Origin of the sequence: Pseudomonas sp. P7779, assembly GCF_013386315.1 — a bacterium.
In the GTDB taxonomy this organism is placed as follows: domain Bacteria; phylum Pseudomonadota; class Gammaproteobacteria; order Pseudomonadales; family Pseudomonadaceae; genus Aquipseudomonas.
Window position 1 is genome coordinate 23,905 of the sequence record NZ_JACARZ010000072.1, and the last position, 23,548, is coordinate 47,452.

25 protein-coding genes are annotated in these 23,548 nt (G+C 62.1%); 12 read left to right on the top strand and 13 right to left on the bottom strand.

From position 1 onward, the window contains the following. Positions 1-2: 2 nt before the first annotated feature. Entirely contained in the window at positions 3-881 is an 879-nt protein-coding gene (locus HX869_RS20610; protein ID WP_003215531.1) for a DMT family transporter, read from the bottom strand. Between the two features lie 186 nt (positions 882-1,067). On the opposite strand from HX869_RS20610, the gene HX869_RS20615 reads away from it, so the two are divergent. From HX869_RS20615 to HX869_RS20625, 3 genes are all read left to right on the top strand, one after another. After that, complete coding sequence (locus tag HX869_RS20615; RefSeq protein WP_008436613.1) at positions 1,068-1,484, top strand: hypothetical protein; 417 nt, start codon at positions 1,068-1,070, stop codon at positions 1,482-1,484. Positions 1,485-1,599: 115 nt separating this feature from the next. Beyond that, a complete protein-coding gene (locus HX869_RS20620; protein ID WP_003215526.1) occupies positions 1,600-2,490 on the top strand; it encodes a neutral zinc metallopeptidase in 891 nt (296 codons plus the stop codon). Then, positions 2,491-3,468: a hypothetical protein gene (locus HX869_RS20625; protein ID WP_003215523.1), complete on the top strand. Its 978-nt coding sequence runs from the start codon at positions 2,491-2,493 to the stop codon at positions 3,466-3,468. 134 nt (positions 3,469-3,602) lie between these two features. Here HX869_RS20625 and HX869_RS20630 read toward each other — a convergent pair whose 3' ends face one another. The 3 genes from HX869_RS20630 to HX869_RS20640 are packed head-to-tail and all read right to left on the bottom strand — an operon-like array spanning position 3,603 to position 5,667. Beyond that, the gene (locus tag HX869_RS20630) at positions 3,603-4,190 is read right to left on the bottom strand and encodes an HAD family hydrolase (protein WP_177008842.1); all 588 of its coding nucleotides are present in this window, start codon (positions 4,188-4,190) and stop codon (positions 3,603-3,605) included. Further along, complete coding sequence (tesB, locus tag HX869_RS20635) at positions 4,187-5,056, bottom strand: acyl-CoA thioesterase II (RefSeq protein WP_003215520.1); 870 nt, start codon at positions 5,054-5,056, stop codon at positions 4,187-4,189. The genes HX869_RS20630 and tesB overlap by 4 nt, the downstream gene beginning before the upstream one ends. Positions 5,057-5,097: 41 nt before the next feature. Continuing rightward, positions 5,098-5,667, bottom strand: coding sequence for a GNAT family N-acetyltransferase (locus HX869_RS20640; protein ID WP_003215518.1), 570 nt, complete (start codon positions 5,665-5,667; stop codon positions 5,098-5,100). Between the two features lie 76 nt (positions 5,668-5,743). Between HX869_RS20640 and HX869_RS20645 the strand changes: the two genes are divergently transcribed. Both HX869_RS20645 and HX869_RS20650 read left to right on the top strand, forming a co-directional pair. Then, the gene (locus HX869_RS20645) at positions 5,744-6,664 is read left to right on the top strand and encodes a histone deacetylase (RefSeq protein WP_178903581.1); all 921 of its coding nucleotides are present in this window, start codon (positions 5,744-5,746) and stop codon (positions 6,662-6,664) included. A gap of 172 nt (positions 6,665-6,836) precedes the next feature. Then, a complete protein-coding gene (locus HX869_RS20650) occupies positions 6,837-8,081 on the top strand; it encodes a TIGR03862 family flavoprotein (RefSeq protein WP_178903582.1) in 1,245 nt (414 codons plus the stop codon). A gap of 43 nt (positions 8,082-8,124) precedes the next feature. Here HX869_RS20650 and HX869_RS20655 read toward each other — a convergent pair whose 3' ends face one another. The 3 genes from HX869_RS20655 to yedA all read right to left on the bottom strand — a co-directional run bounded on the left by HX869_RS20655 (position 8,125) and on the right by yedA (position 11,130). Beyond that, the gene (locus HX869_RS20655; protein WP_238544249.1) at positions 8,125-8,652 is read right to left on the bottom strand and encodes a hypothetical protein; all 528 of its coding nucleotides are present in this window, start codon (positions 8,650-8,652) and stop codon (positions 8,125-8,127) included. A 195-nt stretch (positions 8,653-8,847) separates the two neighbouring features. After that, on the bottom strand, positions 8,848-10,185 hold the full coding sequence (locus tag HX869_RS20660; protein WP_003215511.1) for a DEAD/DEAH box helicase: 1,338 nt from the start codon (positions 10,183-10,185) through the stop codon (positions 8,848-8,850). Positions 10,186-10,233: 48 nt separating this feature from the next. Then, entirely contained in the window at positions 10,234-11,130 is an 897-nt protein-coding gene (gene yedA, locus HX869_RS20665) for a drug/metabolite exporter YedA (RefSeq protein WP_087693559.1), read from the bottom strand. Between the two features lie 160 nt (positions 11,131-11,290). On the opposite strand from yedA, the gene HX869_RS20670 reads away from it, so the two are divergent. Further along, positions 11,291-11,752 (top strand): Lrp/AsnC family transcriptional regulator, encoded by a 462-nt coding sequence (locus HX869_RS20670; protein ID WP_003215506.1) that lies wholly within the window; start codon positions 11,291-11,293, stop codon positions 11,750-11,752. A 409-nt stretch (positions 11,753-12,161) separates the two neighbouring features. Here the strand turns inward: HX869_RS20670 and HX869_RS20675 are convergent, their stop codons facing one another. From HX869_RS20675 to HX869_RS20685, 3 genes are all read right to left on the bottom strand, one after another. Continuing rightward, the gene (locus HX869_RS20675; RefSeq protein WP_017476222.1) at positions 12,162-12,773 is read right to left on the bottom strand and encodes a PolC-type DNA polymerase III; all 612 of its coding nucleotides are present in this window, start codon (positions 12,771-12,773) and stop codon (positions 12,162-12,164) included. Positions 12,774-12,797: 24 nt separating this feature from the next. Beyond that, the gene (locus tag HX869_RS20680; RefSeq protein WP_003215502.1) at positions 12,798-13,274 is read right to left on the bottom strand and encodes an NYN domain-containing protein; all 477 of its coding nucleotides are present in this window, start codon (positions 13,272-13,274) and stop codon (positions 12,798-12,800) included. A 129-nt stretch (positions 13,275-13,403) separates the two neighbouring features. Then, positions 13,404-14,174, bottom strand: a complete 771-nt coding sequence (locus tag HX869_RS20685) for a DUF2076 domain-containing protein (RefSeq protein WP_177008844.1) — start codon at positions 14,172-14,174, stop codon at positions 13,404-13,406. A 179-nt stretch (positions 14,175-14,353) separates the two neighbouring features. On the opposite strand from HX869_RS20685, the gene HX869_RS20690 reads away from it, so the two are divergent. Both HX869_RS20690 and HX869_RS20695 read left to right on the top strand, forming a co-directional pair. Beyond that, a complete protein-coding gene (locus HX869_RS20690) occupies positions 14,354-15,013 on the top strand; it encodes a YciC family protein (protein ID WP_003215498.1) in 660 nt (219 codons plus the stop codon). 40 nt (positions 15,014-15,053) lie between these two features. Beyond that, complete coding sequence (locus tag HX869_RS20695) at positions 15,054-16,142, top strand: endonuclease/exonuclease/phosphatase family protein (RefSeq protein WP_178903583.1); 1,089 nt, start codon at positions 15,054-15,056, stop codon at positions 16,140-16,142. Positions 16,143-16,280: 138 nt separating this feature from the next. On the opposite strand, the gene hrpB is transcribed toward HX869_RS20695, so the two are convergent. Beyond that, positions 16,281-18,788: an ATP-dependent helicase HrpB gene (hrpB, locus tag HX869_RS20700; RefSeq protein WP_178903584.1), complete on the bottom strand. Its 2,508-nt coding sequence runs from the start codon at positions 18,786-18,788 to the stop codon at positions 16,281-16,283. Between the two features lie 250 nt (positions 18,789-19,038). Here hrpB and HX869_RS20705 point away from each other — a divergent pair, with 250 nt between their 5' ends. Together HX869_RS20705 and HX869_RS20710 are read left to right on the top strand one after the other, a co-directional pair. Continuing rightward, positions 19,039-19,458: a hypothetical protein gene (locus HX869_RS20705; protein ID WP_003215492.1), complete on the top strand. Its 420-nt coding sequence runs from the start codon at positions 19,039-19,041 to the stop codon at positions 19,456-19,458. A 15-nt stretch (positions 19,459-19,473) separates the two neighbouring features. Then, positions 19,474-20,367 carry a cation diffusion facilitator family transporter gene (locus tag HX869_RS20710; RefSeq protein ID WP_003215490.1) on the top strand — a complete coding sequence of 298 codons (894 nt, stop codon included), beginning with the start codon at positions 19,474-19,476 and terminating at the stop codon, positions 20,365-20,367. Here HX869_RS20710 and HX869_RS20715 read toward each other — a convergent pair. Further along, positions 20,364-21,491, bottom strand: a complete 1,128-nt coding sequence (locus HX869_RS20715; RefSeq protein WP_177020943.1) for a DUF6515 family protein — start codon at positions 21,489-21,491, stop codon at positions 20,364-20,366. The two genes, HX869_RS20710 and HX869_RS20715, sit on opposite strands and share 4 nt — an antisense overlap. Before the next feature lie 414 nt (positions 21,492-21,905). On the opposite strand from HX869_RS20715, the gene HX869_RS20720 reads away from it, so the two are divergent. Beyond that, positions 21,906-22,385, top strand: a complete 480-nt coding sequence (locus HX869_RS20720; protein WP_003194418.1) for an Lrp/AsnC family transcriptional regulator — start codon at positions 21,906-21,908, stop codon at positions 22,383-22,385. A gap of 268 nt (positions 22,386-22,653) precedes the next feature. After that, positions 22,654-22,863 carry a DUF2788 domain-containing protein gene (locus tag HX869_RS20725; RefSeq protein ID WP_026077819.1) on the top strand — a complete coding sequence of 70 codons (210 nt, stop codon included), beginning with the start codon at positions 22,654-22,656 and terminating at the stop codon, positions 22,861-22,863. Here HX869_RS20725 and HX869_RS20730 read toward each other — a convergent pair. Next, positions 22,858-23,499, bottom strand: a complete 642-nt coding sequence (locus HX869_RS20730; protein ID WP_029616066.1) for a pseudouridine synthase — start codon at positions 23,497-23,499, stop codon at positions 22,858-22,860. The two genes, HX869_RS20725 and HX869_RS20730, sit on opposite strands and share 6 nt — an antisense overlap. Between the last annotated feature and the right edge of the window lie 49 nt (positions 23,500-23,548).

The following is a 23,548-nucleotide window of genomic DNA, read 5'->3' on the forward strand; positions in this document are numbered from 1 at the left end:
TCCTACCTGCGCCGCTGCTGCCAGGCAGCGGCCAACCCGCTCAGGCAAATCACCCCGATCCCGACCACGGTGGTCAGGTCCGGGGTGTGGTTGAACACCAGCCAGCCCAACAACCCCGCAAACACGATCTGGCAATAGCCGAACGGCGCCAGCAGGGCTGGCGCTGCGAAGCGGAAGGCCTGGGTCAGCATCAAGTGTGCGGTCATCCCGCAAGTGCCCAGCGCCAGCATCAGCACCCCGTGCCACAGGCTCGGCACCTGCCAGAAGAACGGCACCAGCGCACTCATCACCAAGGTGTTGCACAGCCCGGCGAAGAAGTTGCTGGTGGTGGGCGTGTCGTACTTGCTGAGGATGCGGGTGAGCAGTTGGTAGAAGCAGAAGAACAACGCCGACGTCAGCGGCAACAACACCGCCGGGGTGAACAGCTCACCCCCCGGGTGCACAATGATCAGCACCCCGATAAACCCGCAAATCACCGCCAGCCATTGGCCGCGGGTCACGTGCTCACCCAACAGCGGCACCGACAACGCGGTGACCAGGATCGGCGCAAGAAAGTTGACCGCCGTGGCCTCGGCCAACGGGATAAAGTGCAGCGCCGCCGTAAAGAACAGGCTGGTGCCCAGCAGGCACAACGCCCGCGCCACTTGCAGTAAAGGACGTTTGCTGCGCAGCACCCGCAGGCCCGATTGCGGCAGGAAGATCCCGGCCATCAACAGCGTGTGCACCAGGTAGCGGGCCCACACCACCATCACGATCGGGTAGAACCCGGCCAGGTATTTGGACAGCGCGTCGTGGCTGGAAAACAGAAAGGTCGCCACCACAATCAGCAAAATGCCTTTGAGCGGGTGGTTGACGCCGGAAAGTGGGGTACTGAGGGTCATTGCATTCTCTTGAGTGGCAGGCTGAAATGACCGCCGCATACCGCGGCATAATCTAGAACGGGTAAAGCGCCTCGCTCAAGAGCATAACCAAACACTGTTCGAACAGCGCACTAAATTGCGGTTTTCCAGTCCAACGCTTCACGCCGCCCCGCCCACTGCGCGTTTTTTAACCAAGGCCTTCTCACCATGAAAAAAACCCTGTTGATTCTTTCGACCCTGACGCTGCTCAGCGCCTGCGACAAGCAAGCCGAGACCGCCAAGGCGCCCGCCCCGCCGTCTGTCCAGGCAACGTTGGTACCGCAAGTGCTGCCCACCGACAAATGGGTCGGCAAGTGGATTGGCGTCGAAGGCCTGAACCTGACCATCGCCAAGGACGACAGCATCGGCCGCGGCCACTATGTACTGACCATGAAATACGGCCTGGATGACGACGATTCCGGCACCTTCAAGGGCCAGGCATCCGAAGACGGCATCACCTTTGAACGCCCGGACGGGCCGCAGATCCTGAGCGCTGGCGACGGCGAAGCCACTGGCCTGAAATGGCTGGCCGACAAGAAGGACTGCCTGATCGTCGACACCGGCGAAGGGTATTGCCGCGACTGACACAAGCTTCATACAGGTCGGACGACACAGCGTTTAGCATCGTCAGACAGCCGGACTGGCGCCAACCCTACACACCAACAACACTGAGCTGCAGGTTCACAAAGAGGATTGCCACATGCTATGGAAAAAAGGCCGACGCAGCGACAACGTGGTAGACGCCCGCGATGACAGCGGCGGCGGTGGCGGTGGCATGCGTTTTGGGGGTGGCAAGGGCCTGAGCCTGACGGCCATCGTGCTGATCGTCGGCATCGGCTGGCTGACCGGCCAGGACCCGATGCAGATCCTCGGGCAACTCAGCGGCCAGCTCACCGAGCAAGCGCCCTCCGTCAGCCCGCAAACCCGCCAGGCGCCGCCGGCCAATGATGAACAAGCCGACTTCGTGCGCGCCGTACTCGGCGACACCGAAGACACCTGGGCCCAGGTGTTCCAGGAAAACGGCCTGACCTACAAGAACCCCAAACTGATCCTGTTCCGTGGCCGGGTGAACTCCGCCTGCGGTGGCGCCACGTCCGCCAGCGGGCCGTTCTATTGCCCGGCAGACCAACAGGTCTACCTGGACCTGGATTTCTTCCGGGAAATGTCCCAGCGCTTCAAGGCCGCCGGCGACTTCGCCCAGGCCTACGTGATCGCTCATGAAGTCGGACATCACGTGCAGACGCTGCTGGGCATCTCGGCGAAGATTCAGGCAGCCCGCCAGCAAGGCCGGCAGATGCAAGGCGACGGCGGCCTGCTGGTGCGCCAGGAGCTGCAAGCCGACTGCTTCGCCGGGGTGTGGGCCAACCGCGCGCAAAAGCGCCTGAACTGGCTGGAGCCCGGCGACATTGAAGAAGCACTGAATGCGGCCAACGCGATTGGCGATGACCGCTTGCAGCAACAGGGCCAGGGCCGCGTGGTGCCTGACTCGTTTACCCACGGCACCTCGGCACAGCGGGTTCGCTGGTTCAAGACCGGCTTCGCCCAGGGCCAGATCACTCAATGCGACACCTTTACCGCCAAGAGCCTTTAAATGAATAAACGACTGGGTCTGCTGTTAGGTTTGTTGATCACCTGTTCCTCCTCCACCTGGGCTGCCGAACATGGCGTCAAGGTGGTCAGTCCCGATCGTTTTCACCTGGATGCCGGCGACCTGAGCGTCGGCTTGAGCCAGGACTGGCGCCAGCCGCTGCCTCAAGTTACCCGCGCGCTGATCATCGTGCATGGTCGCCTGCGCAACGCGATGACCTATCTGGACAGCGGCGAAAAAGCGGCCGAAGCCGCAGGACAAAACGCCAATACCCTGGTGATTGCGCCACAGTTCCTCAACCAGACCGACCTCAAGCGCAACCAGATCGACAGCCAGACCCTGCGCTGGAACAGTAACGACTGGATGGCCGGCGAGCCGTCCACAGGCCCGGGCCAGATCAGCTCCTACGGCGCGCTGGACCAGATCATCAAGCACCTGGGCAACCGCAAGCTGTTCCCGAACCTGAAGGAAATCGTGGTGGCCGGCCATTCCGGTGGCGGCCAAGTGGTGCAGCGTTTTGCGCTGACCGGGCATGATCACCCGCTGCTGCAAACCGAGGGCATCAGCCTGCGTTATGTGGTGGCCAACCCGTCGTCCTACGCGTACTTCAGCCCACAGCGTCCGGTGAAATTCGATGTTGCCAGTTGCCCGGGCTTCAACGACTGGAAGTACGGCATGCAAAACCTGCCGGCCTACGCCAAGGGGCAAAGTGCCGAGCAGCTGGAGCAGGCTTACGTCTCGCGTAATGTCACTTACTTGCTGGGCCAGCAGGACACCGACCCGAATCACCCGGCGCTGGACAAGAGCTGCGGCGCTGAAACCCAGGGCGCGTATCGCTTGATTCGCGGGCACAATTATTTTGACTACCTCAAGCAGCGGCACCCGCAGTTGGGCCACAAGCTGGTGGAAGTGCCGGGGGTTGGGCATAACGGGGACAAGATGTTTACGTCGCCTGAAGGGCAGAAAGTACTGTTCCAATAACCACTGAAGAAACCGGATCAAAAATGTGGGAGCTGGCTTGCTCGCGAATGCGGTGGATCAGTCAGCCTATGTATTGACTGACACACCGCATTCGCGAGCAAGCCCGCTCCCACATTGGATTTTCATCGACCGGACTAAATCATCCGGCGCAATACCGCGCAATCTTCAGCATGCCAATCCGCCAGATCCGGCCACGGGTTTTCCGGCAGATTGACCAGCACAGTCTTCGTCCCCGCCGCCCGCCCGCAATCCAGATCAAACCGGTAATCACCGACCATCACCATCTCTTGCGGCGCCACTTCCCACGCTCGCGCCAGCTTCAACAAACCACCCGGGTCAGGCTTGGGCGGCGCATCATCACGCCCCAACACATCCTCGGCCGCAAAGCAGTCCGCCAGGCCGATCGCCTGCAATGTCACATGGGCCAGCTCCCGCGCATTGCGCGTCAGGATGCCCAGGCGATAACCCCGCCCGGCCAATTCCCGCACCAACTCCACGGCACCGGTAGCGGCTACCGAACCCAGCGCCAGCTCACGCTCATGCGCGAGCAACCACGCATGCTTGGCCGCTGCTTCATCGGCGGGCAACGCCGCCAGGTGCGTAAGAATGTCGTCAGTCGCCGGAATATCCAGGGCCACGCGGATCGCCGCAAAATCATGCACGGCCACCGTCAGGGTGCCATCCATGTCGAACACCCAGTGCTTCACATCACTGAGGCTCATGCCCAATCCTTGCGATGACGAATCAAGCCTTCCTGGGTGACCGATGCCACCAGTTGTCCGGCGCGGTTGTACACGCTGCCCCGGGAGAACCCACGGGAATTGCCGGCCCATGGGCTGTCCATGGCGTAGAGCAACCAGTCATCGGCACGCAGGTCGGCGTGGAACCACAGCGCGTGGTCGAGGCTGGCGACTTGCATGTCTTTCTGCCACACGGTCTTGCCGTGGGGCAGCAGCGAGGTGGTCAGCAGGCCGAAGTCCGAAGCGTAGGCCAGCAGGTATTTGTGCAGCGCCGGCGAGTCGGCCAGGGCGCCGTCCGCACGAAACCACACGTATTTGACCGGGTCGGACGGCTGCGGGTTGTACGGGTCTTTCTCGGTCACCGGCCTTACTTCGATCGGCTTGGGGCACAGCAGCTTTTCGCGCATGTGCTCGGGAATCAGGTGCGCGCGCTGCTGGGTCAGCTCCAGCTCCGACGGCAGATTCTCCGGGCCGACCACCACGGGCATGGTGGTCTGGTGCTCGAAGCCTTCTTCGTCGTACTGGAACGAAGCGCTGCAGGTGAAGATCGGGTTGCCCTTCTGGATCGCCGTCACCCGGCGCGTGCTGAAACTGCCGCCATCGCGCACCCGGTCAACCGAATACACCACCGGCAACGCCGCATCGCCGGGGCGCAGGAAGTAACCGTGCAACGAATGCACATGCCGCGCCTCTTCAACGGTCTGGCTGGCCGCCGACAGCGACTGGCCGAGCACCTGGCCGCCGAACAGCTGGCGAAAGCCCAGGTCCTGGCTGCGGCCGCGAAAGAGGTTTTCCTCGATCGGTTCCAGGGTCAGCAGGTCCACCAGATCTTCCAACACTTGGCTCATAGAGCATCTCCTACAACAATCTATTGGGCATTCCGGGCTGCTTATCCGTGCAGCGTGTCCAACCATTGGGCGCGGGTGATGCGATACAACACATGATGCCGCAAGGGGTCATCGGCTGCGACCTTGGGGTGTTCAAAATCTGCCAGGGGATCGTAATGCATACCGATGGCCTGCATGACTTTTTGTGATGGCAGATTGGCTTCAGTGGTAAACGAAACGATTTCGTCCAGCTTCAGCCGGTCGAAACCACAGCGCAGGGCAGTCCAGGCGGCTTCGCTGGCGTAACCCAGGCCCCAGTGTTCCCTGGCCAGGCGCCAGCCGATCTCCACCGCCGGAGTGAACGGGGCCTCGAAGCTCACATTCAGCAAGCCGGTGAGGCCGATGAATTCGCCGCTGTCCTTGCGCTGCAACGCCCACAGGCCAAAACCGTACTCGGCAAAATGGCCGCGAATACGCCCGATCAGCGCGGCACTTTCCAGGCGGCTCAAGGTGGCCGGGAAATACCGCATCACCTGCGGGTCGGCGCACATGCGCGCAAACTCCGGCAAGTCGGCATCGCTCCATTGGCGCAGCACCAGGCGTGCGCTTTCCAATTGCAGTATCGGCTCCATTGGTCCCCCTCCCTTGCCATGTGCGTGAGTGTAACGCGCTGTTAAGATCCGTCGCTGGTTCCCGTCAGAAATCGCCATGCCCTTGCCATTGATCTACCACGACGACTACAGCCCCGAGTTCCCGGCAGACCACCGCTTCCCCATGGATAAATTCCGCCTGCTGCGTGACCACCTGGTGGAGAGCGGCCTGACACGGGACAGCCAACTGCTGCGCCCGGAACTCTGCCCCGCCGAGATTCTGGCCCTGGCCCATGAACCTGGGTATATCGAACGCTACATGAGCGGCGAGTTGTCGCGCGAAGACCAACGGCGCCTTGGCCTGCCTTGGAGCGAAGCCCTGGCCCGGCGCACCGTGCGCGCGGTGGGCGGTTCGTTGCTGGCCGCCGAGCAGGCCCTGGAACACGGCCTGGCCTGCCACCTGGCCGGTGGCACCCACCACGCCCACTACGATTACCCGGCGGGTTTCTGCATCTTCAATGACCTGGCCGTGATCAGCCATTACCTGCTGGCCAGCGGGCGGGTCAACCGGGTGCTGATCTTCGACTGCGACGTGCACCAGGGCGACGGCACCGCACGCATCCTCCACGACACCCCGGATGCAATCACCGTGTCCCTGCACTGCGAAAAGAACTTCCCCGCGCGCAAGGCGCAAAGCGACTGGGACATCCCGCTGCCGATGGGCATGGGCGACGCGGACTACCTCAAGGTGGTCGACGACGCCCTCAACTACCTGCTGCCGCTGTATCAGCCCGACCTGGTGCTGTATGACGCCGGCGTGGATGTGCACAAGGACGACGCCCTCGGCTACCTCAAGCTGACAGACGAAGGCGTCGCCGCCCGCGATGAAAGCGTGATGCGCCACTGCCTGGGCCGCGATATTCCGGTGGTCGGGGTGATCGGCGGCGGCTACAGCAAAGACCGCCCTGCCCTGGCCCGTCGCCACGGGATCCTGCACCACAGCGCGCAGCGCGTCTGGACGTCATCAGGCTGTCATTGAGTTATGCGCGTTACCCACAATCGCTGTGGAACTGCCTGTGGATAACCTGAGTGAAAGCCCCTGCAGGCCATAAGCCGCCTGGCCTGCAGAAGGCTGTATGTTTTTTGATCAGGCAGCATGAGCATCCTCGGGTAGAATGCTCGGCCTACTTTGCCGAACCGCAGTTATCCCCATGCCCCAGACTCAAACCCCGTCTCAACACGTCATCATCATCGGCGGCGGCCCGGCCGGGCTGATGGCCGCCGAAGTGTTGAGCCAGGCCGGGATCCGGGTCGACCTGTACGACGGCATGCCCTCGGTAGGCCGCAAGTTCCTGCTGGCGGGCGTGGGCGGCATGAACATCACCCATTCCGAACCGTACCCGGCGTTTCTGGCGCGCTATGCCGAACGGGCGCCGTGCATGGCGCCGTTGCTGCGTCAGTTCGGTGCCGAAGCGTTGTGCGAATGGATACACGGGTTGGGGATTGAAACCTTTATCGGCAGCTCCGGCCGGGTGTTTCCTACTGACATGAAAGCCGCCCCGCTGCTGCGGGCCTGGCTCAAGCGCCTGCGCGACCAGGGCGTAGTTATCCACACCCGCCATCGCTGGCTGGGCTGGAATGCCGACGGCAGCCTGCTTATCCACAGCCCCGAGGGCGACAAAAGCGTACGCGGTGATGCAGTGTTGCTGGCCTTGGGCGGCGGCAGTTGGTCGCGCTTGGGCTCGGATGGGGCGTGGCTGAAGTTGCTGGAAGACAAAGGCGTGCCTTACGCGGCGTTGCAACCGAGCAACTGTGGCTTCGAGGTGTCGGCCTGGAGCGAGTTGATGGTCAGCAAATTCGCCGGGGCACCGCTGAAAAACGTCGCCATTGGCCTGGCAGACGACAAGCCACAGCTGGGGGAATGTGTGGTCACCGCCACGGGCATCGAAGGCAGCCTGATCTATGCGTTGTCGGCACCGATTCGTGAGGCGATCAACCGGGATGGATCGGCCACGGTGCACATTGACCTGTTGCCGAGTAAGCCACTGGACAAGGTGATCGCAGCGCTGAGCAAGCCGCGCGGCTCACGCTCGATGAGCAAGCATTTGCACAGTCAGTTGGGATTGGATGGGGTGAAGGCGGCGCTTTTGCGCGAGCTGTCACCGGCGGAGCACTTCAATGATCCGGCGCAGCTGGCGGTGGATATCAAGGCGCTGCCGCTGACGCTGGTGAAAACCCGGCCAATGGATGAAGCCATCAGTACCGCAGGCGGCGTGCCGTTTGAGGCGCTGGATGAACGCTTGATGATCAAGCAATTGCCGGGCGTTTTTTGCGCAGGCGAGATGCTGGACTGGGAAGCGCCGACGGGCGGGTATTTGCTGACGGGGTGTTTTGCCAGCGGGCAGGCGGCAGGGCGCGGTGTTCTTGAGTGGTTGAGGCCGGCCACCCCGGCATGACCCACTCACCCCATCACCGCCCGGCAGCAAAGTTACCTCTGACTCAACTGGCTGTTAGATCGGGATAGGCACGTTTAAAAGCTGTTACTTGCTTCTGCAGGAAAGCATCCTCTTCAGGCAGTAAAATTTTCAGATTTTCTATATAACCTGAATACGCACTGAAGAGTCTGGAAGGATCGCCGTGTTTCAAATCGTTCCATTCCTGCTTGAAGGCGTAGCTGAGTTTCTGGCCCTCTTCCTGACTGGTATAAAGCATATCCTGTAGATACTTATCCAATGGCGCCCTTATCTCAGGACTGATCGAATAATTAGCCTCATACAACGACATCAACTCTCTGAACGAATGGATTGCCTGCCCATACTCGCCGCGCGCCGCATGATCTTCAACCCGGGACCTTAATTCGGCCACACGCAACTCTACCTGCTTGAAAGCTTTCTCGTCAGCGGCCTTGCCTTTCTTGATTTCGCCGTCTACAACAACGCCGCCGATAATGCCCGCCGCCGCCAGGACCGGCAAAACAAAAGGTACTAAAAACACAGCCATATCTACATCTCCATCTAAGTTCGTCATTCAGAAATCAGTTTCTGACTCAACCTCAGTGGAAATGAAGCATTTTAAGTTCCAGCACTTAAACACGGCGACAATTACAAAAAATATCCAAATCACAAGCAATAACTCATCAAGGATGACGAGGCACAACTTGACGCGAGCGGAATTGCTCCGCTCACGGTAGTCACTATGCGTTTACTTGATAACCAACAAGCCCTACTTCTTTTTCCGCGGCCCGGTGTTAAACACGGGCACCTTACGCACTGGCTTGATCGAAGGCTCGACCGGCGTCGCCTCCCCGCTGTCCACCCACTTGCCCAGGTTACGCTTGCCACCACCGCCGCCCGAAGCCTTGGGTTTCTTCGGCTTTTTCGGCTTCTTCACCACCTGACCAGTGGCATCGGTATCCGGCACACGGTGCTCCGGTTCGAAGTCCTGCTCCATCTTCCGGGTCAACGTCTGACGGGTCAGCATCTCGATGGCCGACAGCATGTTCACTTCATCGGCGCACACCAGGGAAATCGCCTCACCGGTGTTGCCCGCACGACCGGTACGGCCGATGCGGTGGATGTAGTCCTCGGCCACGATCGGCAGGTCAAAGTTGACCACCAGCGGCAAGTCTTCGATATCCAGGCCACGGGCCGCCACGTCGGTGGCCACCAGGATCTGCACGTCGCTGCTCTTGAAGCGATCCAGCGCACGCTGGCGCGTGGCTTGTGGCTTGTCGCCGTGAATCCCGTCGGCATTGATGCCCAGGCCCTGGAGCTTTTCCACCAGCGCGTCCACACCGTTACGGGTCTTGGCGAACACCAGTACCTGCTTCCAGCGGCCCTTGCGCATCAGGTGCACAAACAGTTCCGCCTTGCGCTTCTTGTCCACCGGCACCACCCATTGCTTGACGGTGTTGGCAGCGACGTTGCGCGGGCTGACTTCGACAGTCAGCGGGTCGTTGAGCATCTGCCCGGCCAACTGGCGGATCTCGTCGGAGAAGGTTGCGGAGAACAGCAAGGTCTGGCGCTTTTTCGGCAGCATGCGGTAGATGTTCGCCAGTTCTTCGGAGAAGCCCAGGTCGAGCATGCGGTCGGCTTCATCCAGCACAAGGGTTTGCAGCTGGTTGAGCTTCAGCGCGTTCTGGCGGAACAGGTCGATCAGGCGGCCAGGGGTGGCGACCAGCACATCAACGCCTTTGCGCAGCTTCATCATCTGCGGGTTGATGCTCACGCCGCCGTACACGGCGTAAGTGGTCAGCGGCACGTTTTGGGCGTACTCGGCAACGCTCGCATGAACCTGCTCGGCCAGTTCGCGGGTCGGGCACAGGATCAGCGCGCGCACCGAGTTGGCGCTGACTTTCGGCCCTTCCATGGTAAGCAGTTGCAGCAGCGGCACGGCGAAACCGGCGGTCTTGCCGGTGCCGGTCTGGGCCGCAGCCATCAGGTCACGGCCTGCCAGCACCGCCGGAATGGCTTGCGCCTGCACCGGCGTCGGGGTCTGGTAGCCAAGCGTCTCAAGGGCGCGCAGCAAGGGTTCGATCAGGCCAAGTGTGGCGAAAGTCATGGAAATACCGTAGGAAAAAGTCAGCGCAAGGTCGCAATGCGCGGCAGTTTACCTTATTTCCGGTTTTGGCTTTCGCCACTGTGGCAGGCTGATCAGCAGCACCGCGCTGATAATCACCAACATTGCCAGGGCTTCTTCCATGCCGATGGTCTCACCGACAAACACAATCCCGAGCAACACCGCCACCGCCGGGTTGACGTAGGCATAGCTGGTGGCCGCCGCCGGGCGTACGTGCTTGAGCAGGTACATATAGGCATTGAAGGCGATGATCGAGCCGAACACGGTCAAGTACGCCAGGGCCAGCCAGCCTTCCAGCGGCGGCATGGCTTGCAGGTGTTCGCCGCTGACGGCACTGAGCAACAGCAGCACGAAACCTGCGATCAGCATCTCCGCCGCACTGGCCATCGCGCCTTGAGGCAGCGGCAAATGCTTGCTCCACACCGAACCAAAGGCCCAGGCCGCCGCCGCAAAGATCAGCAAGGCCGCACCGGTGGGGCTCGATTGCAGGTTGGAGCCCATATTGAGCATGGCGATACCGATAATCCCCAGCACCACCCCGGCCCATTCCAGACGGGTATTACGCGCGCCCCAGAAATAACCACAGAGCAAGGTGAACAACGGCACCGTCGCCACCGCCAACGCGGCCACCCCGGAAGCCACGCCCGTATGTTCGGCCACACTGACCGCACCGTTGCCGAAGGTCAGCAGCAAAATGCCGATCTTCGCGGCAGCCTTCCACTGCACCCACGTCGGCGCCGGCGCCCCGCGCCAGCGCAGGAAGGCATACATCAGCGCACCCGCTGTCATAAAGCGAATCCCCGCCAGCAACAGCGGCGGCCAGTACTCCACACCAATGCGAATCACCAGGTAGGTAGACCCCCAGATCACGTACAACGCAAAAAAGGCGGCGATCAACGGTAAGGGAAAGCGACGTGGGCCAGGCATTGGGCAGCTCTGTGGCAGGACAAGGGAGCGTTATTTTAGAAATCCCCGGCCGTAAACATAAGTTACAAAACCTGTTTAAAGCGCCAGTACACTTTTCAAAACATGGTTATCAAGGCTATAAACCGTGCTTTCGAAAGCTATGCATTCCCGGAGCCTTATCATGGACAAATACGACCGTATGCTTCTCAGCGCCCTGCTGGAAGACGGCCGCGCGTCCTACGCGCAACTGGCGCGCACCGTGAACCTGTCCGCGCCCGCCGTGGCTGAGCGAGTGGCGAAACTGGAAGCCAGTGGTGTGATCACCGGGTATCAGGCCAAGGTCGACCTGTCGAAGGTGGGGTTGCCGATCCAGTGCGTGATTGAGTTGCGGTTGACCAATCATGGGAGCCAGAAGGTTTACGACGCGCTGTCGGAAATTCCCGAGTTGACTGAATGCCATCGGGTGACGGGCGATCCATGCGTGATCATGCAGGCGGCGGTGGGCTCGATGCCGGAGCTGGAGAACCTGATCAATCGGGTGGCGAAATTCGGGTTCAGCAAGACCTCGATCATCTTGTCGAGCGCGATAGAGCGGCGGGTGCCGTTGGGGCAGTTGGAGGGGAATGGGAAGAGTGGCAACTGAACACGCCGCTCGGCAGCTCGTTCCCACGCTCTGCGTGGGAACGCATCCGGTGACGCTCTGCGTCACGACTTGAAGAGCGGACGCAGAGCGTCCAGGGCGGCATTCCCACGCGGAGCGTGGGAACGATCGCCATAGTTGACCGAGTTGCCTGAAACACCCTCGCTCAACTGTGGGAGCTGGCTTGCCTGCGATGACGTCAGTAGCTTCACTGATTCGAAGGTGGTGGTGGATCGGTCGCTGGACTGCTTACAGCCTCGATAACACCGCAAAACTAATGTGGGAGCGGGCTTGCTCGCGAATGCGGTGTGTCAGTCAGCGCATGTGTTTGCTGATACTCCGTATTCGCGAGCAAGCCCGCTCCCACATTTGGATCTTCGTCATGTTGAAGATGGAGTTCTGCTCAAGCGACTTAGAACCCGCGATGCTTCTTCAGATGATCATTGATCTTCGCCGCCGGAACCTTCTGCAAGCTGCACAGCAATTCGTGTGACAACTCCCGCAACCCGTGGGTGCGCCGCAGTTCCTGGGCCAGGTGAGCGGTAAGGTTCGCCGCCATCTCCGCGTCCGCCATCGCCCGGTGGGCCTTGCCGGTGTGGGGCAGTTGGGCAAATGAGGTCAGGGTACCCAGCTTGTGATTCGGCGCCGCCGGCATCAAGCGTCGCGCCAGCAATAGCGAACAGGCAAACTTCTGCAAACGCGTACGCCGGATCAACCCCAGCTCGAAATCCCAGAACTTCTGGTCAAACGCGGCGTTGTGGGCCAGCAGCGGCGTGGTGCCGACAAACTCGTTCACCTCGTTCATCACCCGCTCCGCCGACGGTGCGGTGCGCAGCATGGCGTTGCTGATGCCGGTCAGTTGCTCGATAAACCCCGGCACACGCACACCAGCGTTCATCAGGCTCTGGTAGCGGTCCACGATCTGGCCCTGCTCCAGGATGACCACGGCGATTTCCGTGGCCCGGCAGCTGCTGCTCGGCTGGATGCCGGTGGTTTCAAAGTCGATGACCGCTATACGTTCCAAACCTGTTCCAACTCCGTCAAAAATCTATTTAAGCAGCAACGCGCCTTCAATCGGCACGTAGCGGCTGGCGGCGCGTATCAATGAGTTGGCCGTCAGCCCCGGCACGCCGTAGGCCACGGCTTCGACGCCGTGCTTGCTGATGATGCGGTCCAGCAGCATGTCGAAATCACCGTCGCCGGAGGCCAGCACCACTTCGTCGACATGGGCGGCGGCGTCCATGATGTCGATGGTGATGCCCACGTCCCAGTCGCCCTTGGCCGAGCCGTCGCTGCGCTGGATGTAAGGCTTGAGCTTCACGGTAAAACCCAGGTTGCGCAGGATCTGCTGGAACTGCTGCTGTTTGCTGTCGCCACGGTCGATGGCATAGGCATACGCCTCGACAATCTGCCCGCGCTGGCTGATATCAGCCCACAGGGCGGCGTAGTTGAAGTGACAGCCGTACGCCTGGCGCACGGTGTAGTAGAGGTTTTGTACATCGGCGAACACGGCTATCTTTTTCACCGCAAATCCTCATGACACGCGCATGGACCCCGGACTCAAGGGCCCGGAAAGGTTGCCAGTATGCCAGCCACAAGGGAGTTTCCGAGAAAAATCAGCCCGGGGCGACGAAGCGCCCCGGTTGAGTGTGGGTCAGACGAAGGAATCGTCGTCGCCAAAGGAGGAGGAGTCGTCGGAATAGTCGTTGTCGGCGAAGCTGTCGGAGGCGTTGTCGCTGCCCCAGCTGTCGTTGCCGGCATATTTCTGGTCGTCGTTGCCCCAGTTGCCGTTGTCGCTGGCCGGGGCCGGCTCTTCGCGGATGATCTCTTCAACCACTTGCGGTTGTTGCGAGTTGTGGCTGAACAGGCTGCTGATGCCTTCTGCCAGCATCACACCACCGGCCACGCCAGCTGCGGTTTTCAGGGCGCCGCCGAGGAAACCGCTGCCAATCGGCGCTGCGGGTGCCTGTTGGGGCTGCTGATAGTTCTGCTGGGGAGCACCGTAATTCTGCTGCGGCGCAGGTTGCCCGCCAAACGACGGACGCGCTGGTTCACGCCAGCCACCGCCCGACGACGCCGGTGCGCTCTGGGTCGGCTGCGGGTCACGGGAACCGCCGCCGAAAATGCTCGACAGGAAACCGCCACTGCTCGGTGCAGGCTGCGCCGCCTGGGACCTGGCCTGTTGCAGTTGGTCCTGCAACTCCTGGATCTGCTGGGCCTGCTGCTTGTTCTGCGCATCGAGGCTCTTGATCGCGTGCTCTTGCACCAGAATCGACTGGGTCATGTAGTACGCAGCGACCGGTTGGCGAGTGACGTGTTCCTTGATCCGCGCTTCAGCCTGGGCGTCGCGGGGGGCTGAGTCCGTTTCGGCTTGCTGCAACCGTGAAAACAGTCCGTCGATCAGGGTTTGTTCTTCGCTGTTCATGGCGACCTCGTTAGATTGCCGGTAGAAATCTTCGCCTTGCGCACGATGTGCAAGGTACAACCCAGTTATGGGGCTGTTGCTGATTGTTTCAATGGTCTTTACGCAAGGTTTACGTTTGCTTGCATCTGCTCTTGATCGGTTAAAGTAACGCCCTTGCTTTTCGGCCTGTGAAGACCCTGATGAATCCGTTAGACGTATTGCGCGACTCCTTCTTCTTTTTCAAGCGCAACCTGGGCGCCATCGTGCAGTTGTGCCTGCCACTGGTGATCCTCGAAGCCCTGCTGCAACAGGTGCTCGACCACACGCTCGGCCCAGACGCGTTTCCCGGTTACAGCGTGGTGATCGGGCTGCTGGTGTACCCGCTGTACACCGGCGCACTGATCCTGTTCCTCGACGCCCGCACCCGGGGTGAATCGCCGCGCACCCTGGATGTGCTGGCCATGGCCCTGACCCTGTGGCCGCGCTTTGCCCTGCTGACGGCAATCAGCACGCTGCTGATCCTGCTGGGCCTGTCGCTGTATTTCCTGCCCGGCCTGTGGCTGATGGTGGTGCTGGCTTTCGCCGAATACCTGCTGGTGCTGCGGGGCATGTCGGCGCTGTCGGCCATGAAGGAAAGCCTGCGCCTGACCCGTGGGCATTTCTGGCGGATCCTGGTGTGCCTGCTGTGCGTGATGACCCCGCTGTGGTTGCTCAAGGGCGCCAGCGTGGCCGTCTATCCGGACCCGAACCCGCTGCTGGGCCTGCTGATCGACAGCGCACAAAGCTTCCTGCAACTGTTCACCAGCGTGGTGTTGTTCCGCCTGTTCATGTTGATTGGTGGCGACGCCGACGCGCGGTGATATGCTCCGGGCCTGTCCTGCAACGCCATAAGCCGAGCCGATGACCCGACTACTGCGCATTACCTTGCTGGGCCTGCTGATCCTCGCGGCCCTGCTGACCGGCTTGATCTACAGCCTGACCTGGCGCCCTGCCGACAAGGAAACCCTGCCCATCCGCTGCGTCGCGCCCCGTGCGCCGACCCTGCTGCCTGGGCAGGCGCTAAAGGTCATGACCTGGAACGTGCAGTACCTGGCGGGCAAGAACTACGTGTTCTGGTACGACACCTCGGACGGCAGCGGCCCGGACGACCGCCCGACCGTTGAAGACATGGCTTCAAGCCTCGACGAAGTGGCGCGGGTGATCCGCGACGAGCAGCCCGACATCCTGCTGTTGCAGGAAATCGACGAAGGCGCCAAGCCTTCCAGCTACCAGGACCAACTGGCCTTGCTCCAGGAGCGCCTGGCCGACCTCTACCCGTGCAGCGCCCAGGCCTTCGACTGGAAAGCCGACTTCGTGCCCGACCTGCATATCTTCGGCAGCGTCGGTCGCAAGCTGGTGACCATGAGCCGCTACCAGATCGAACACGCCGAGCGCCTGCAATTGCCGGTAGCACGCGCCAACCTGATCAGCCGTCAGTTCCAGCCCAAGCCCGCGTTATTGCTGACCTACCTGCCGTTGAGCGATGGCGGCCAGTTGGCCGTGCTCAATACTCGCCTGGACGGCGCGCCCCCCGGGCACAACGCCGTGCTGGAACAGGTGCAGGCGACCGTCAAACTGGTGGATAAATTCGAGAGCCGCGGCACGCCATGGCTGATGGGTGGGGATTTCAACCTGCTGCCGCTGGGACAGTTCCTGCGCCTGGACCCCGGCAAGCGCGGGCAATACTCGCCGGACAGTGAGCTGCACCTGCTGTGGGAAAAGTACCCGATGATCCCGAGCAACAGCCAATCCAGCGGGATTGACCGGGACCAGTGGCTGACGTATTTCCCGAATGACCCAACCGTAGAGGGGCCGGATCGTACGCTGGATTACCTGTTCCACAGCTCGCGCATCAAGAAGGTTGAGAGCAAGGTGCGCCAGAGCGATACGGTGCGCATCTCCAATCATTTGCCGGTGATTGCGCGGTTCCTGTTGCCCGCCGCGCAGTAAGCCACGCGGCAAAACAGTGTGGGAGCTGGCTTGTGTGGGAGCCAGGCTTGCCCGCGATGCAGGCACCTCGGTCTATCCGACAGACCGAGGTGATGCCATCGCAGGCAAGCCAGCTCCCACATTAGATCTGCGATGTACTTACTTTCTCGGCTTGATCCGGGCAGTCGGTTCAGCAATCAACGGATCATCCGGCCAGTAATGCTTGGGATACCGCCCCTTCAAATCCTTCTTCACCTCGGCGTAAGTACTGCGCCAGAAGTTCGCCAGGTCCTGCGTCACCTGCACGGGCCGTCTGGCCGGCGACAACAGGTGCAGCTTGACCACCTGCCGCCCGCCGGCAATCCGTGGGGTGTCCGCCAGCCCGAACAATTCCTGCAAGCGCACCGCCAGAATCGGCGGCTGCTCGCTGTAGTCCAGCCGCACCGACGAGCCCGACGGCACCTTCAGATGGTGCGGCGCCAGCTCGTCCAACCGCGCCGGCAACGGCCACGGCAGCAGGTTATGCAGGAAGCTGGAAATATCCAGACTGGCGAAATGGCTCAGGCGCGACACCTTGCCCAGGTACGGCATCAACCAGTGCTCCAGGCTGGCAAGCAAAGCGCTGTCGCTGACATCCGGCCATTCACTGGCCTTGCCGCTATCCAGACCACGCAGCAGCATCACCCGCGCCTGCCATTGGCGCAGCTCCGGGGTCCAGGGCAGCAGTTCCAGGCCTTTGCGCCGCACCAGGTTGACCAGCGCCTGGCTGCGGGCGGACTCGTCGAGGCCGGTCAGCGGTTCGCGGCTGAGCACCAGTTCGCCGACCTTGCGCTGGCGTTCGGCGCGCAGCACGCCCTCGCGCTCATCCCAGTCAAGCTGGTCGACATTACGCACCTGCTCGGCCAACACCGAGTCGAACAGCGCCGGATCAAAATCCGCCGCGAGGTAAATCCGTTCTTCACGCTGGCCCTGGCGGCTGCCCAGATCGGCGATCACCAGCCAGGGTTGCTTCATCAGGCTGTCGGCTTCGGCGAACAACGCGGCACGGCCGTTGGCGAGGCGGTATTCGGCACCGCCCGCCCGCCGTTGCTGGGCGACGCGGTCCGGGTAGGCCAGCGCCAGCAACGCGCCGAGCCAGCGCGGATGATCGGGATCAGCCACCGGCTGCTCTGCCTTGCCTCTTAAATAGCCACGGTATTGCCGCGCCAGTTGGCGGGCACGCTGCACACCGCCCTGGGTGCCACGGGCCTTTTCTTCACCGGATAACAGGGCCAGGCGGCTGTGCAAATCCGCACCGGCACCACGCAGGATATCGCGCTCACCCAACAGTGCCGCCACGTCACAGGCCATGCTCGCCAGGCCCAGATCCTGACCACGCAGCAGCAAATGAGCGATTCGCGGGTGCGCCGGCAACCCGGCCATTTTCTGGCCGTGGGCGGTCAGCTTGGTATCGCTCAACGCTCCGAGGCGCTCGAGCAAATCCTGGGCCTGTGCATAAGCCGCGGTGGGCGGAACGTCGAGCCATACCAACTGAGTAGGCGCCACGCCCCAGCGACCCAATTGCAGGGCCAAACCGGAAAGATCCGCCGAGAGAATTTCCGCGCTGGAATACGCCGCCAGCCCTTCATGCTGGTCCTCGGACCACAACCGATAACACACCCCCGACTCCAGTCGCCCTGCCCGGCCGGCACGCTGGGTGGCGCTGGCGCGGGAGATGCGCTGGGTGTCGAGACGGGTCATGCCGCTGCCCGGGTCGAAACGCGGGACCCGCGCCAACCCGGCGTCGATCACCACGCGCACGCCGTTGATGGTCAGGCTGGTCTCGGCAATGTTGGTGGCCAGCACCACTTTGCGCTTGCCGGCGGGCGCCGGGTCGATGGCGGCGCGCTGGGCGGCCAGGTCCAGTTCGCCGTGCAGCGGGCATAGCAGCACATCGGGGTTATCGCCCAGCGCGTCAGCCAATTGCTGATTAACCCGACGAATCTCGGCCTGCCCCGGCAGGAACACCAGCACGCTGCCGGTTTCATCATGCAGGGCTTCAAGGATGGTCTGCACCAACCGCGGTTCGATAAATTCACCGGGCTGGAATGGCCGGCCCCAGCGCATCTGCACCGGGTACATGCGCCCTTCGCTGCGCAGGATCGGTGCGTCGTCCAGCAAGCCGGCCAGGCGTTCGCCTTCCAGGGTGGCGGACATCAGCAGGATCTTCAGTGGCTGCTCGTCGCGAAACAGGTCTCGACCATTGAGACTAAGGGCCAGCGCCAGATCGGCATCCAGGCTGCGTTCGTGGAACTCGTCGAAGATCAACAAACCCACGCCGTCGAGTGCCGGGTCATCCTGCAGGCGCCGAGTGAGGATGCCTTCGGTGACCACTTCGATGCGGGTGTTGGGGCCGACCTTACTGTCCAGGCGAATGCGGTAGCCAACGGTTTCGCCGACCTTTTCCCCCAACTCGCTGGCCAGCCTTTCTGCCGCTGCACGGGCGGCCAGGCGGCGGGGCTCGAGCATCAGGATGGTTTGCCCGGCCAGCCAGGGTTCATTCAACAGCGCCAATGGCACCCGTGTGGTTTTACCGGCGCCGGGCGGTGCTTCGAGCACGGCTTCATGGCGCGTCGCCAGGGCGTCACGCAGGGCGGGTAAAACATCATCGATTGGCAACGAATTCATACTGGCTCCAAAGCAGAGCGGCGAGTATAACGGCGAACTGCCGGGTGTCGGTGGTGGTCTCAACGACACGGCCCCGTCCTGACTGGAATGCGGTCAAAGCTGGGAGCGGGCTTGCCTGCGATAGCGGTGTGTCAGCCAACACACCTGAAACTGAACCACCGCCATCGCAGGCAAGCCAGCTCCCACACTTGATCATCGTCGCCTTGTAGACTGGCTTATAGTCACTTTCATTATGTTCAAGGAGAGTCCCATGCGTGTTGCTTCCCGTGTCATCGGCGGTGTTCTGGCCGTCACCCTGCTGAGCCAGTTGACGGCCTGCGGCTCGATTTTCTACCCCGACCGCCGGGGCCAGATCGACGGCAAGATCGACCCGGCAATTGCCGTGCTCGATGCGGTCGGCCTGCTGTTCTACGTGATCCCGGGCCTGATCGCCTTTGGTGTCGACTTCGCCACCGGCGCGATTTACTTCGAGCCTGGCAAGACCGCCCAGGTGGCCCCGGAAAAACTCCAGCAAGCCATCGGCGCCGACGGCAAGGTCGACAACGCCAAGCTGCAAACCATCATCCAGAAAGAAACCGGGCGCAATCTGCCGCTGGACGACCCGCGCATGATCCAGTTCAAGGGCAGCGTGCAACAACTCGCCACCCTGGGCCTGCAACCCGCCGCTTAAGGACTGACCCGCCCCATGACCACCAGTCCCGAACACGCCCGGCTGTTGCGCCTGGCCACCCGCGCTTCCGTCGGCGTGGCCTGTGTGCTGATTGTGACCAAGGCCATCGCCTGGTGGCTCAGCGGCTCGGTGAGCATGCTCGCCGGGCTGACCGACTCGCTGCTCGACGGCGTTACCTCGCTGCTCAACTTGCTGGCCGTGCACTACGCGTTGCGCCCGGCGGATGACGATCACCGGTATGGCCATGGCAAGGCGGAATCCCTGTCGGGCATGGCCCAGGCGCTGTTCATCGCCGGCAGTGCGGTGTTGATCGCCTTCCAGGCGTTCCAGCGTTTGCAGCATCCGGAACCTGTGGGCGCGCCATGGCTGAGTATTGGCGTGATCGTTCTGTCCCTGGCGTTGACGGCGGCGCTGCTGATCCTGCAATACCGGGTGATCCGCGAAACCGGCTCCAACGCCATCCGCGCCGACTCGCTGCACTATCGCTCAGACATGATGCTCAACGGCAGCATCCTGGTGGCGCTGGTGCTGGCGGCGTTTGGTTTTCATCAGGTGGACGCCTGGTTCGGCCTGGGCATCGCGGCCTACATTTTGTGGAGCGCCATCCAGATCGCCCGGGAAAGTTTTTCGGTGCTGATGGACGAGGAACTGCCGCCGGATGTCAGCCAGCACATGCTGGAACTGGCGTGCAGCGTGCCCGGTGTATTGGGTGCCCATGACCTGCGCACACGGATTTCCGGCAGCCACTGGTTCGTGCAGCTGCACCTGGAGTTACCGGGGGAATTGAGTTTGTCCGTGGCCCACGGCATCAGCGACCAGGCCGCCGATGCCATCCACAACGCCTACCCGCGAGCCGAAGTGCTGGTGCACGCCGACCCGCAGGAAGTGGTCAAGGGCGAGAAGGCCTAGTACTGCACCTGATAGCCTCGACTGCTCAGGCAGTTGCCCTGGGCCTGGCGGTAGGTTTGCACCACGGCCGGGTCGGGGGCGTAGGTCACGGTCCTTGGGTCAAAGCCACTTTGCTGCACCGCCCAGCGATAGCAGTCGTAACCGTCCTGCTGGACCTGCGCCGGTGACTGGCCGTTGGCCGGGTAAGCCACCACGTCATAACCATTGCCCTGGGGCACGGGTTGCGGCGCTGGCGCGGCGGGTGGCGGCTGCACCACAACGTACTGCTGGCTGCTTTCTTCGTAGGTGTAATAGGCACCGGCGGCGAGGAAGAACAGCGCACTGCCCACCCACACTTCCCGCGCGTAGTCGGGCAGGTATTGCACGCGAATCCCGTAAGGCGGCGTCACGACGACATAGCGCGGGCCTTGTGGGCGATACCAGTAGCCACCCGAGAAGAAGTAGTCCTGGCCGCGATACGGCACGCGGTAATTGCGGTCGGGGAAGCGGTCGACGATGTAACCCGGACGGTATTGCGGGCCTGGGCCCCAGCCATTGCCGTGCCCGTCGGGGCGGCCTGGCCAGCGGTGATCGTTGGGGTGGTTATTGCCACCGCCGTTACCCCCGTTGAAGCCGGGCCGGCCCGGGCCACCCTGGCCGCCATTGCCGGCCTGCCAATGCTGGTTGCCGTCGTTGCGACGCGGGATGTCCTGGTAATTGCCCTGACGCGGTTCCTGGGTCTGGCGCACGGTGTCCGGGCGACCCTGGATCGGCAGGTTATTGGCCGGCTGCGGCGCCGGGTGCGGAGGTTGTTGTTGATTGCCTTGCGGGCGACCTTGCCACTGGCCACCTCCGTTCGGGCGCTCAATGTTCTGGTTCTGCGGCCGTGGCTGATTGTTTTCGAAATGCTGATTCTGCGGACGCGGCTGATTGTTCTCGGGCCGAGGGGCTACAGGGCGCGGTTGACTATTTTGTGGTCGCGGTTGGTTGTTCTGCGGCCGAGGCTGATTATTGCCTGGATGCCCTTCCGGGCCTCTTTCATGCTGACCACCGCCTTCCTGGCGTGGCGGGTCGTCGGCCATCACTTGCGCACCAACGCTCATCATCAGCAAACCAACACCTGCCAAACGCCAGATGCGCTTCATGCTATTCCTCACTGCGGATTAGGGCCTACACGTAAGACTGGAAAACCGGGGCCCGGTTCTGCGAGAGGTTATCAGTCACGAGAAGTATTTTCGCAGGCAATAAAAAGGGGCGACCCGTCGGTCGCCCCTTGAGAACTTCGTCCTGGCTCAACGCTTTTGACGTTGGCTCACCTCACACCGTCTTGTGGACAGTGTGCAGCCCGGGGGCCGGGGCAACCCTGTGGGGTTGGCGGCCGCAGCCGGCCTTATTGGCGGGCTGCAGTGGACTGTATGTCCGGGCAGTGATTCTGTTGATAACTCTACGCCTCGGCCTCGGGCAGATGATTGCGAAGATTGCGTCAATAAACAGTGCTTGCGCAATTTTTAACCCTGGATAGATAATTCACCGCAATAGTTACGACAAAGGCCAGCCCCATGAGCAAACTTGACCGATACGACCTGAGTATTTTGGCGGAATTGCAGCGCGACGCGAGGATCTCCAACCAGGAGTTGGCCGAGCGCATCGGCCTGTCGCCTTCGCCGTGCTCACGCCGGGTCAAGCAACTCGAAGACGACGGCTACATCGCCCGCCAGGTCGCCTTGCTCGACCGCAAGATGCTCGGCCTGAGTCTCACGGCCTACGTGCTGATCGGCATGGACCGACACACCCCCGAACGTTTCGAGAACTTCGAAGCGGCCATCCGCACCTTGCCGCAAGTGCTGGAATGCAGCCTGGTGACCGGGATGGACGCCGACTATCAGCTGAAAGTGGTGGTGCCAGACATGGATCACTACCAGAAGCTGCTGCTGGGCCACCTGACCCGCATCGAAGGCGTCACCAGCGTGCGTTCAAGCTTTGTGCTGAACCAGGTGCTCAACAGCACCGAGCTGCCGCTGACCCACCTGCGCACTTAAGACCAGCGCGGAACAAATGTGGGAGCGGGCTTGCTCGCGAATGCGGTGTGCCAGGCACCGAATGTGCTGACTGATCCACCGCATTCGCGAGCAAGCCCGCTCCCACATTTTGACTGTGTTCCCGCAGGGTGGTAAGTCTGCGGCAGACCGACGCAGGTCTCCCGCAGGGTGGTAAGTCTGCGGCAGACCGACGCAGGTCAATGTCGCGCCGATTGCCCTGGCGTATAATCGGCGCCCTGCCCCAGCCGGAAACGACCCGATGAACTCGATTGATCCCGCCGTGTTTGAAGAATGGATGATGACCGGCCTGGTCAGCATCCTGATCATTTTCATGGGCTTTATCGTCTGGGACCTGGCGAAGAAATCCAAGGCCGGGCGCTTTGGCTCGATGATCCTGTTCTTCGTGCTGGGCCTGGGCGTTGCCGCGTTCATCATCAAAAGCGTGGTGATCGGCCTGATCGAGTCCGGCGCCTTATAAGCGCGCCGGCACTTCTTTCCATTGGCCTTGGTCCAGGCCGTCGATCGACCAGTCACCAATCCGCACCCGCACCAGACGCAGCGTCGGCAACCCCACTGCCGCCGTCATGCGCCGCACCTGGCGGTTACGCCCTTCACGAATCACCAGCTCCAGCCAATGGGTCGGCACGCTCTTGCGAAACCGCACCGGCGGGTTGCGTGGCCACAGTTGTGGCTCGTCCAGTTGCCGGGCTTCGGCGGGCAGGGTCATGCCGTCGTTGAGCTCCACACCGTCGCGCAGGCGTTGCAGCTGTTCCTCGGTCGGTTCGCCTTCCACCTGCACCCAATAGGTTTTCGCCAGCTTGTGCTTGGGGTCCGCGATACGCGCCTGCAATTGGCCGTCGTTGGTCAGCAGCAACAGGCCTTCACTGTCACGGTCCAGGCGCCCGGCCGGGTAAATGCCGGGGATGTCGATGAAATCCTTGAGGGTCGCCCGCCCGCCTTCATCGCTGAACTGGGTCAGCACATCGAAGGGCTTATTGAACAGGATCAACTTGGGCTCAGCCGGTGGCGCCTTGGCGACACGACGCGGGGCTGACGAGGTTTGCGGACTTTTCACACCGGGGCGGCGGGAAACAGGACGGGCAGGACGGGACATGGCAAAGGAACATCTAACGGTCAGGACCGACAATGCTAGTGGCCTGACC

Coding starts and splice junctions, on each gene's coding strand:
- HX869_RS20610 (WP_003215531.1), bottom strand. CDS start 881: ATGACCCTCAGTACCCCACTTTCCGGCGTCAACCACCCGCTCAAAGGC.
- HX869_RS20615 (WP_008436613.1), top strand. CDS start 1,068: ATGAAAAAAACCCTGTTGATTCTTTCGACCCTGACGCTGCTCAGCGCC.
- HX869_RS20620 (WP_003215526.1), top strand. CDS start 1,600: ATGCTATGGAAAAAAGGCCGACGCAGCGACAACGTGGTAGACGCCCGC.
- HX869_RS20625 (WP_003215523.1), top strand. CDS start 2,491: ATGAATAAACGACTGGGTCTGCTGTTAGGTTTGTTGATCACCTGTTCC.
- HX869_RS20630 (WP_177008842.1), bottom strand. CDS start 4,190: ATGAGCCTCAGTGATGTGAAGCACTGGGTGTTCGACATGGATGGCACC.
- tesB (WP_003215520.1), bottom strand. CDS start 5,056: ATGAGCCAAGTGTTGGAAGATCTGGTGGACCTGCTGACCCTGGAACCG.
- HX869_RS20640 (WP_003215518.1), bottom strand. CDS start 5,667: ATGGAGCCGATACTGCAATTGGAAAGCGCACGCCTGGTGCTGCGCCAA.
- HX869_RS20645 (WP_178903581.1), top strand. CDS start 5,744: ATGCCCTTGCCATTGATCTACCACGACGACTACAGCCCCGAGTTCCCG.
- HX869_RS20650 (WP_178903582.1), top strand. CDS start 6,837: ATGCCCCAGACTCAAACCCCGTCTCAACACGTCATCATCATCGGCGGC.
- HX869_RS20655 (WP_238544249.1), bottom strand. CDS start 8,652: ATGACGAACTTAGATGGAGATGTAGATATGGCTGTGTTTTTAGTACCT.
- HX869_RS20660 (WP_003215511.1), bottom strand. CDS start 10,185: ATGACTTTCGCCACACTTGGCCTGATCGAACCCTTGCTGCGCGCCCTT.
- yedA (WP_087693559.1), bottom strand. CDS start 11,130: ATGCCTGGCCCACGTCGCTTTCCCTTACCGTTGATCGCCGCCTTTTTT.
- HX869_RS20670 (WP_003215506.1), top strand. CDS start 11,291: ATGGACAAATACGACCGTATGCTTCTCAGCGCCCTGCTGGAAGACGGC.
- HX869_RS20685 (WP_177008844.1), bottom strand. CDS start 14,174: ATGAACAGCGAAGAACAAACCCTGATCGACGGACTGTTTTCACGGTTG.
- HX869_RS20690 (WP_003215498.1), top strand. CDS start 14,354: ATGAATCCGTTAGACGTATTGCGCGACTCCTTCTTCTTTTTCAAGCGC.
- HX869_RS20695 (WP_178903583.1), top strand. CDS start 15,054: ATGACCCGACTACTGCGCATTACCTTGCTGGGCCTGCTGATCCTCGCG.
- hrpB (WP_178903584.1), bottom strand. CDS start 18,788: ATGAATTCGTTGCCAATCGATGATGTTTTACCCGCCCTGCGTGACGCC.
- HX869_RS20705 (WP_003215492.1), top strand. CDS start 19,039: ATGCGTGTTGCTTCCCGTGTCATCGGCGGTGTTCTGGCCGTCACCCTG.
- HX869_RS20710 (WP_003215490.1), top strand. CDS start 19,474: ATGACCACCAGTCCCGAACACGCCCGGCTGTTGCGCCTGGCCACCCGC.
- HX869_RS20715 (WP_177020943.1), bottom strand. CDS start 21,491: ATGAAGCGCATCTGGCGTTTGGCAGGTGTTGGTTTGCTGATGATGAGC.
- HX869_RS20720 (WP_003194418.1), top strand. CDS start 21,906: ATGAGCAAACTTGACCGATACGACCTGAGTATTTTGGCGGAATTGCAG.
- HX869_RS20730 (WP_029616066.1), bottom strand. CDS start 23,499: ATGTCCCGTCCTGCCCGTCCTGTTTCCCGCCGCCCCGGTGTGAAAAGT.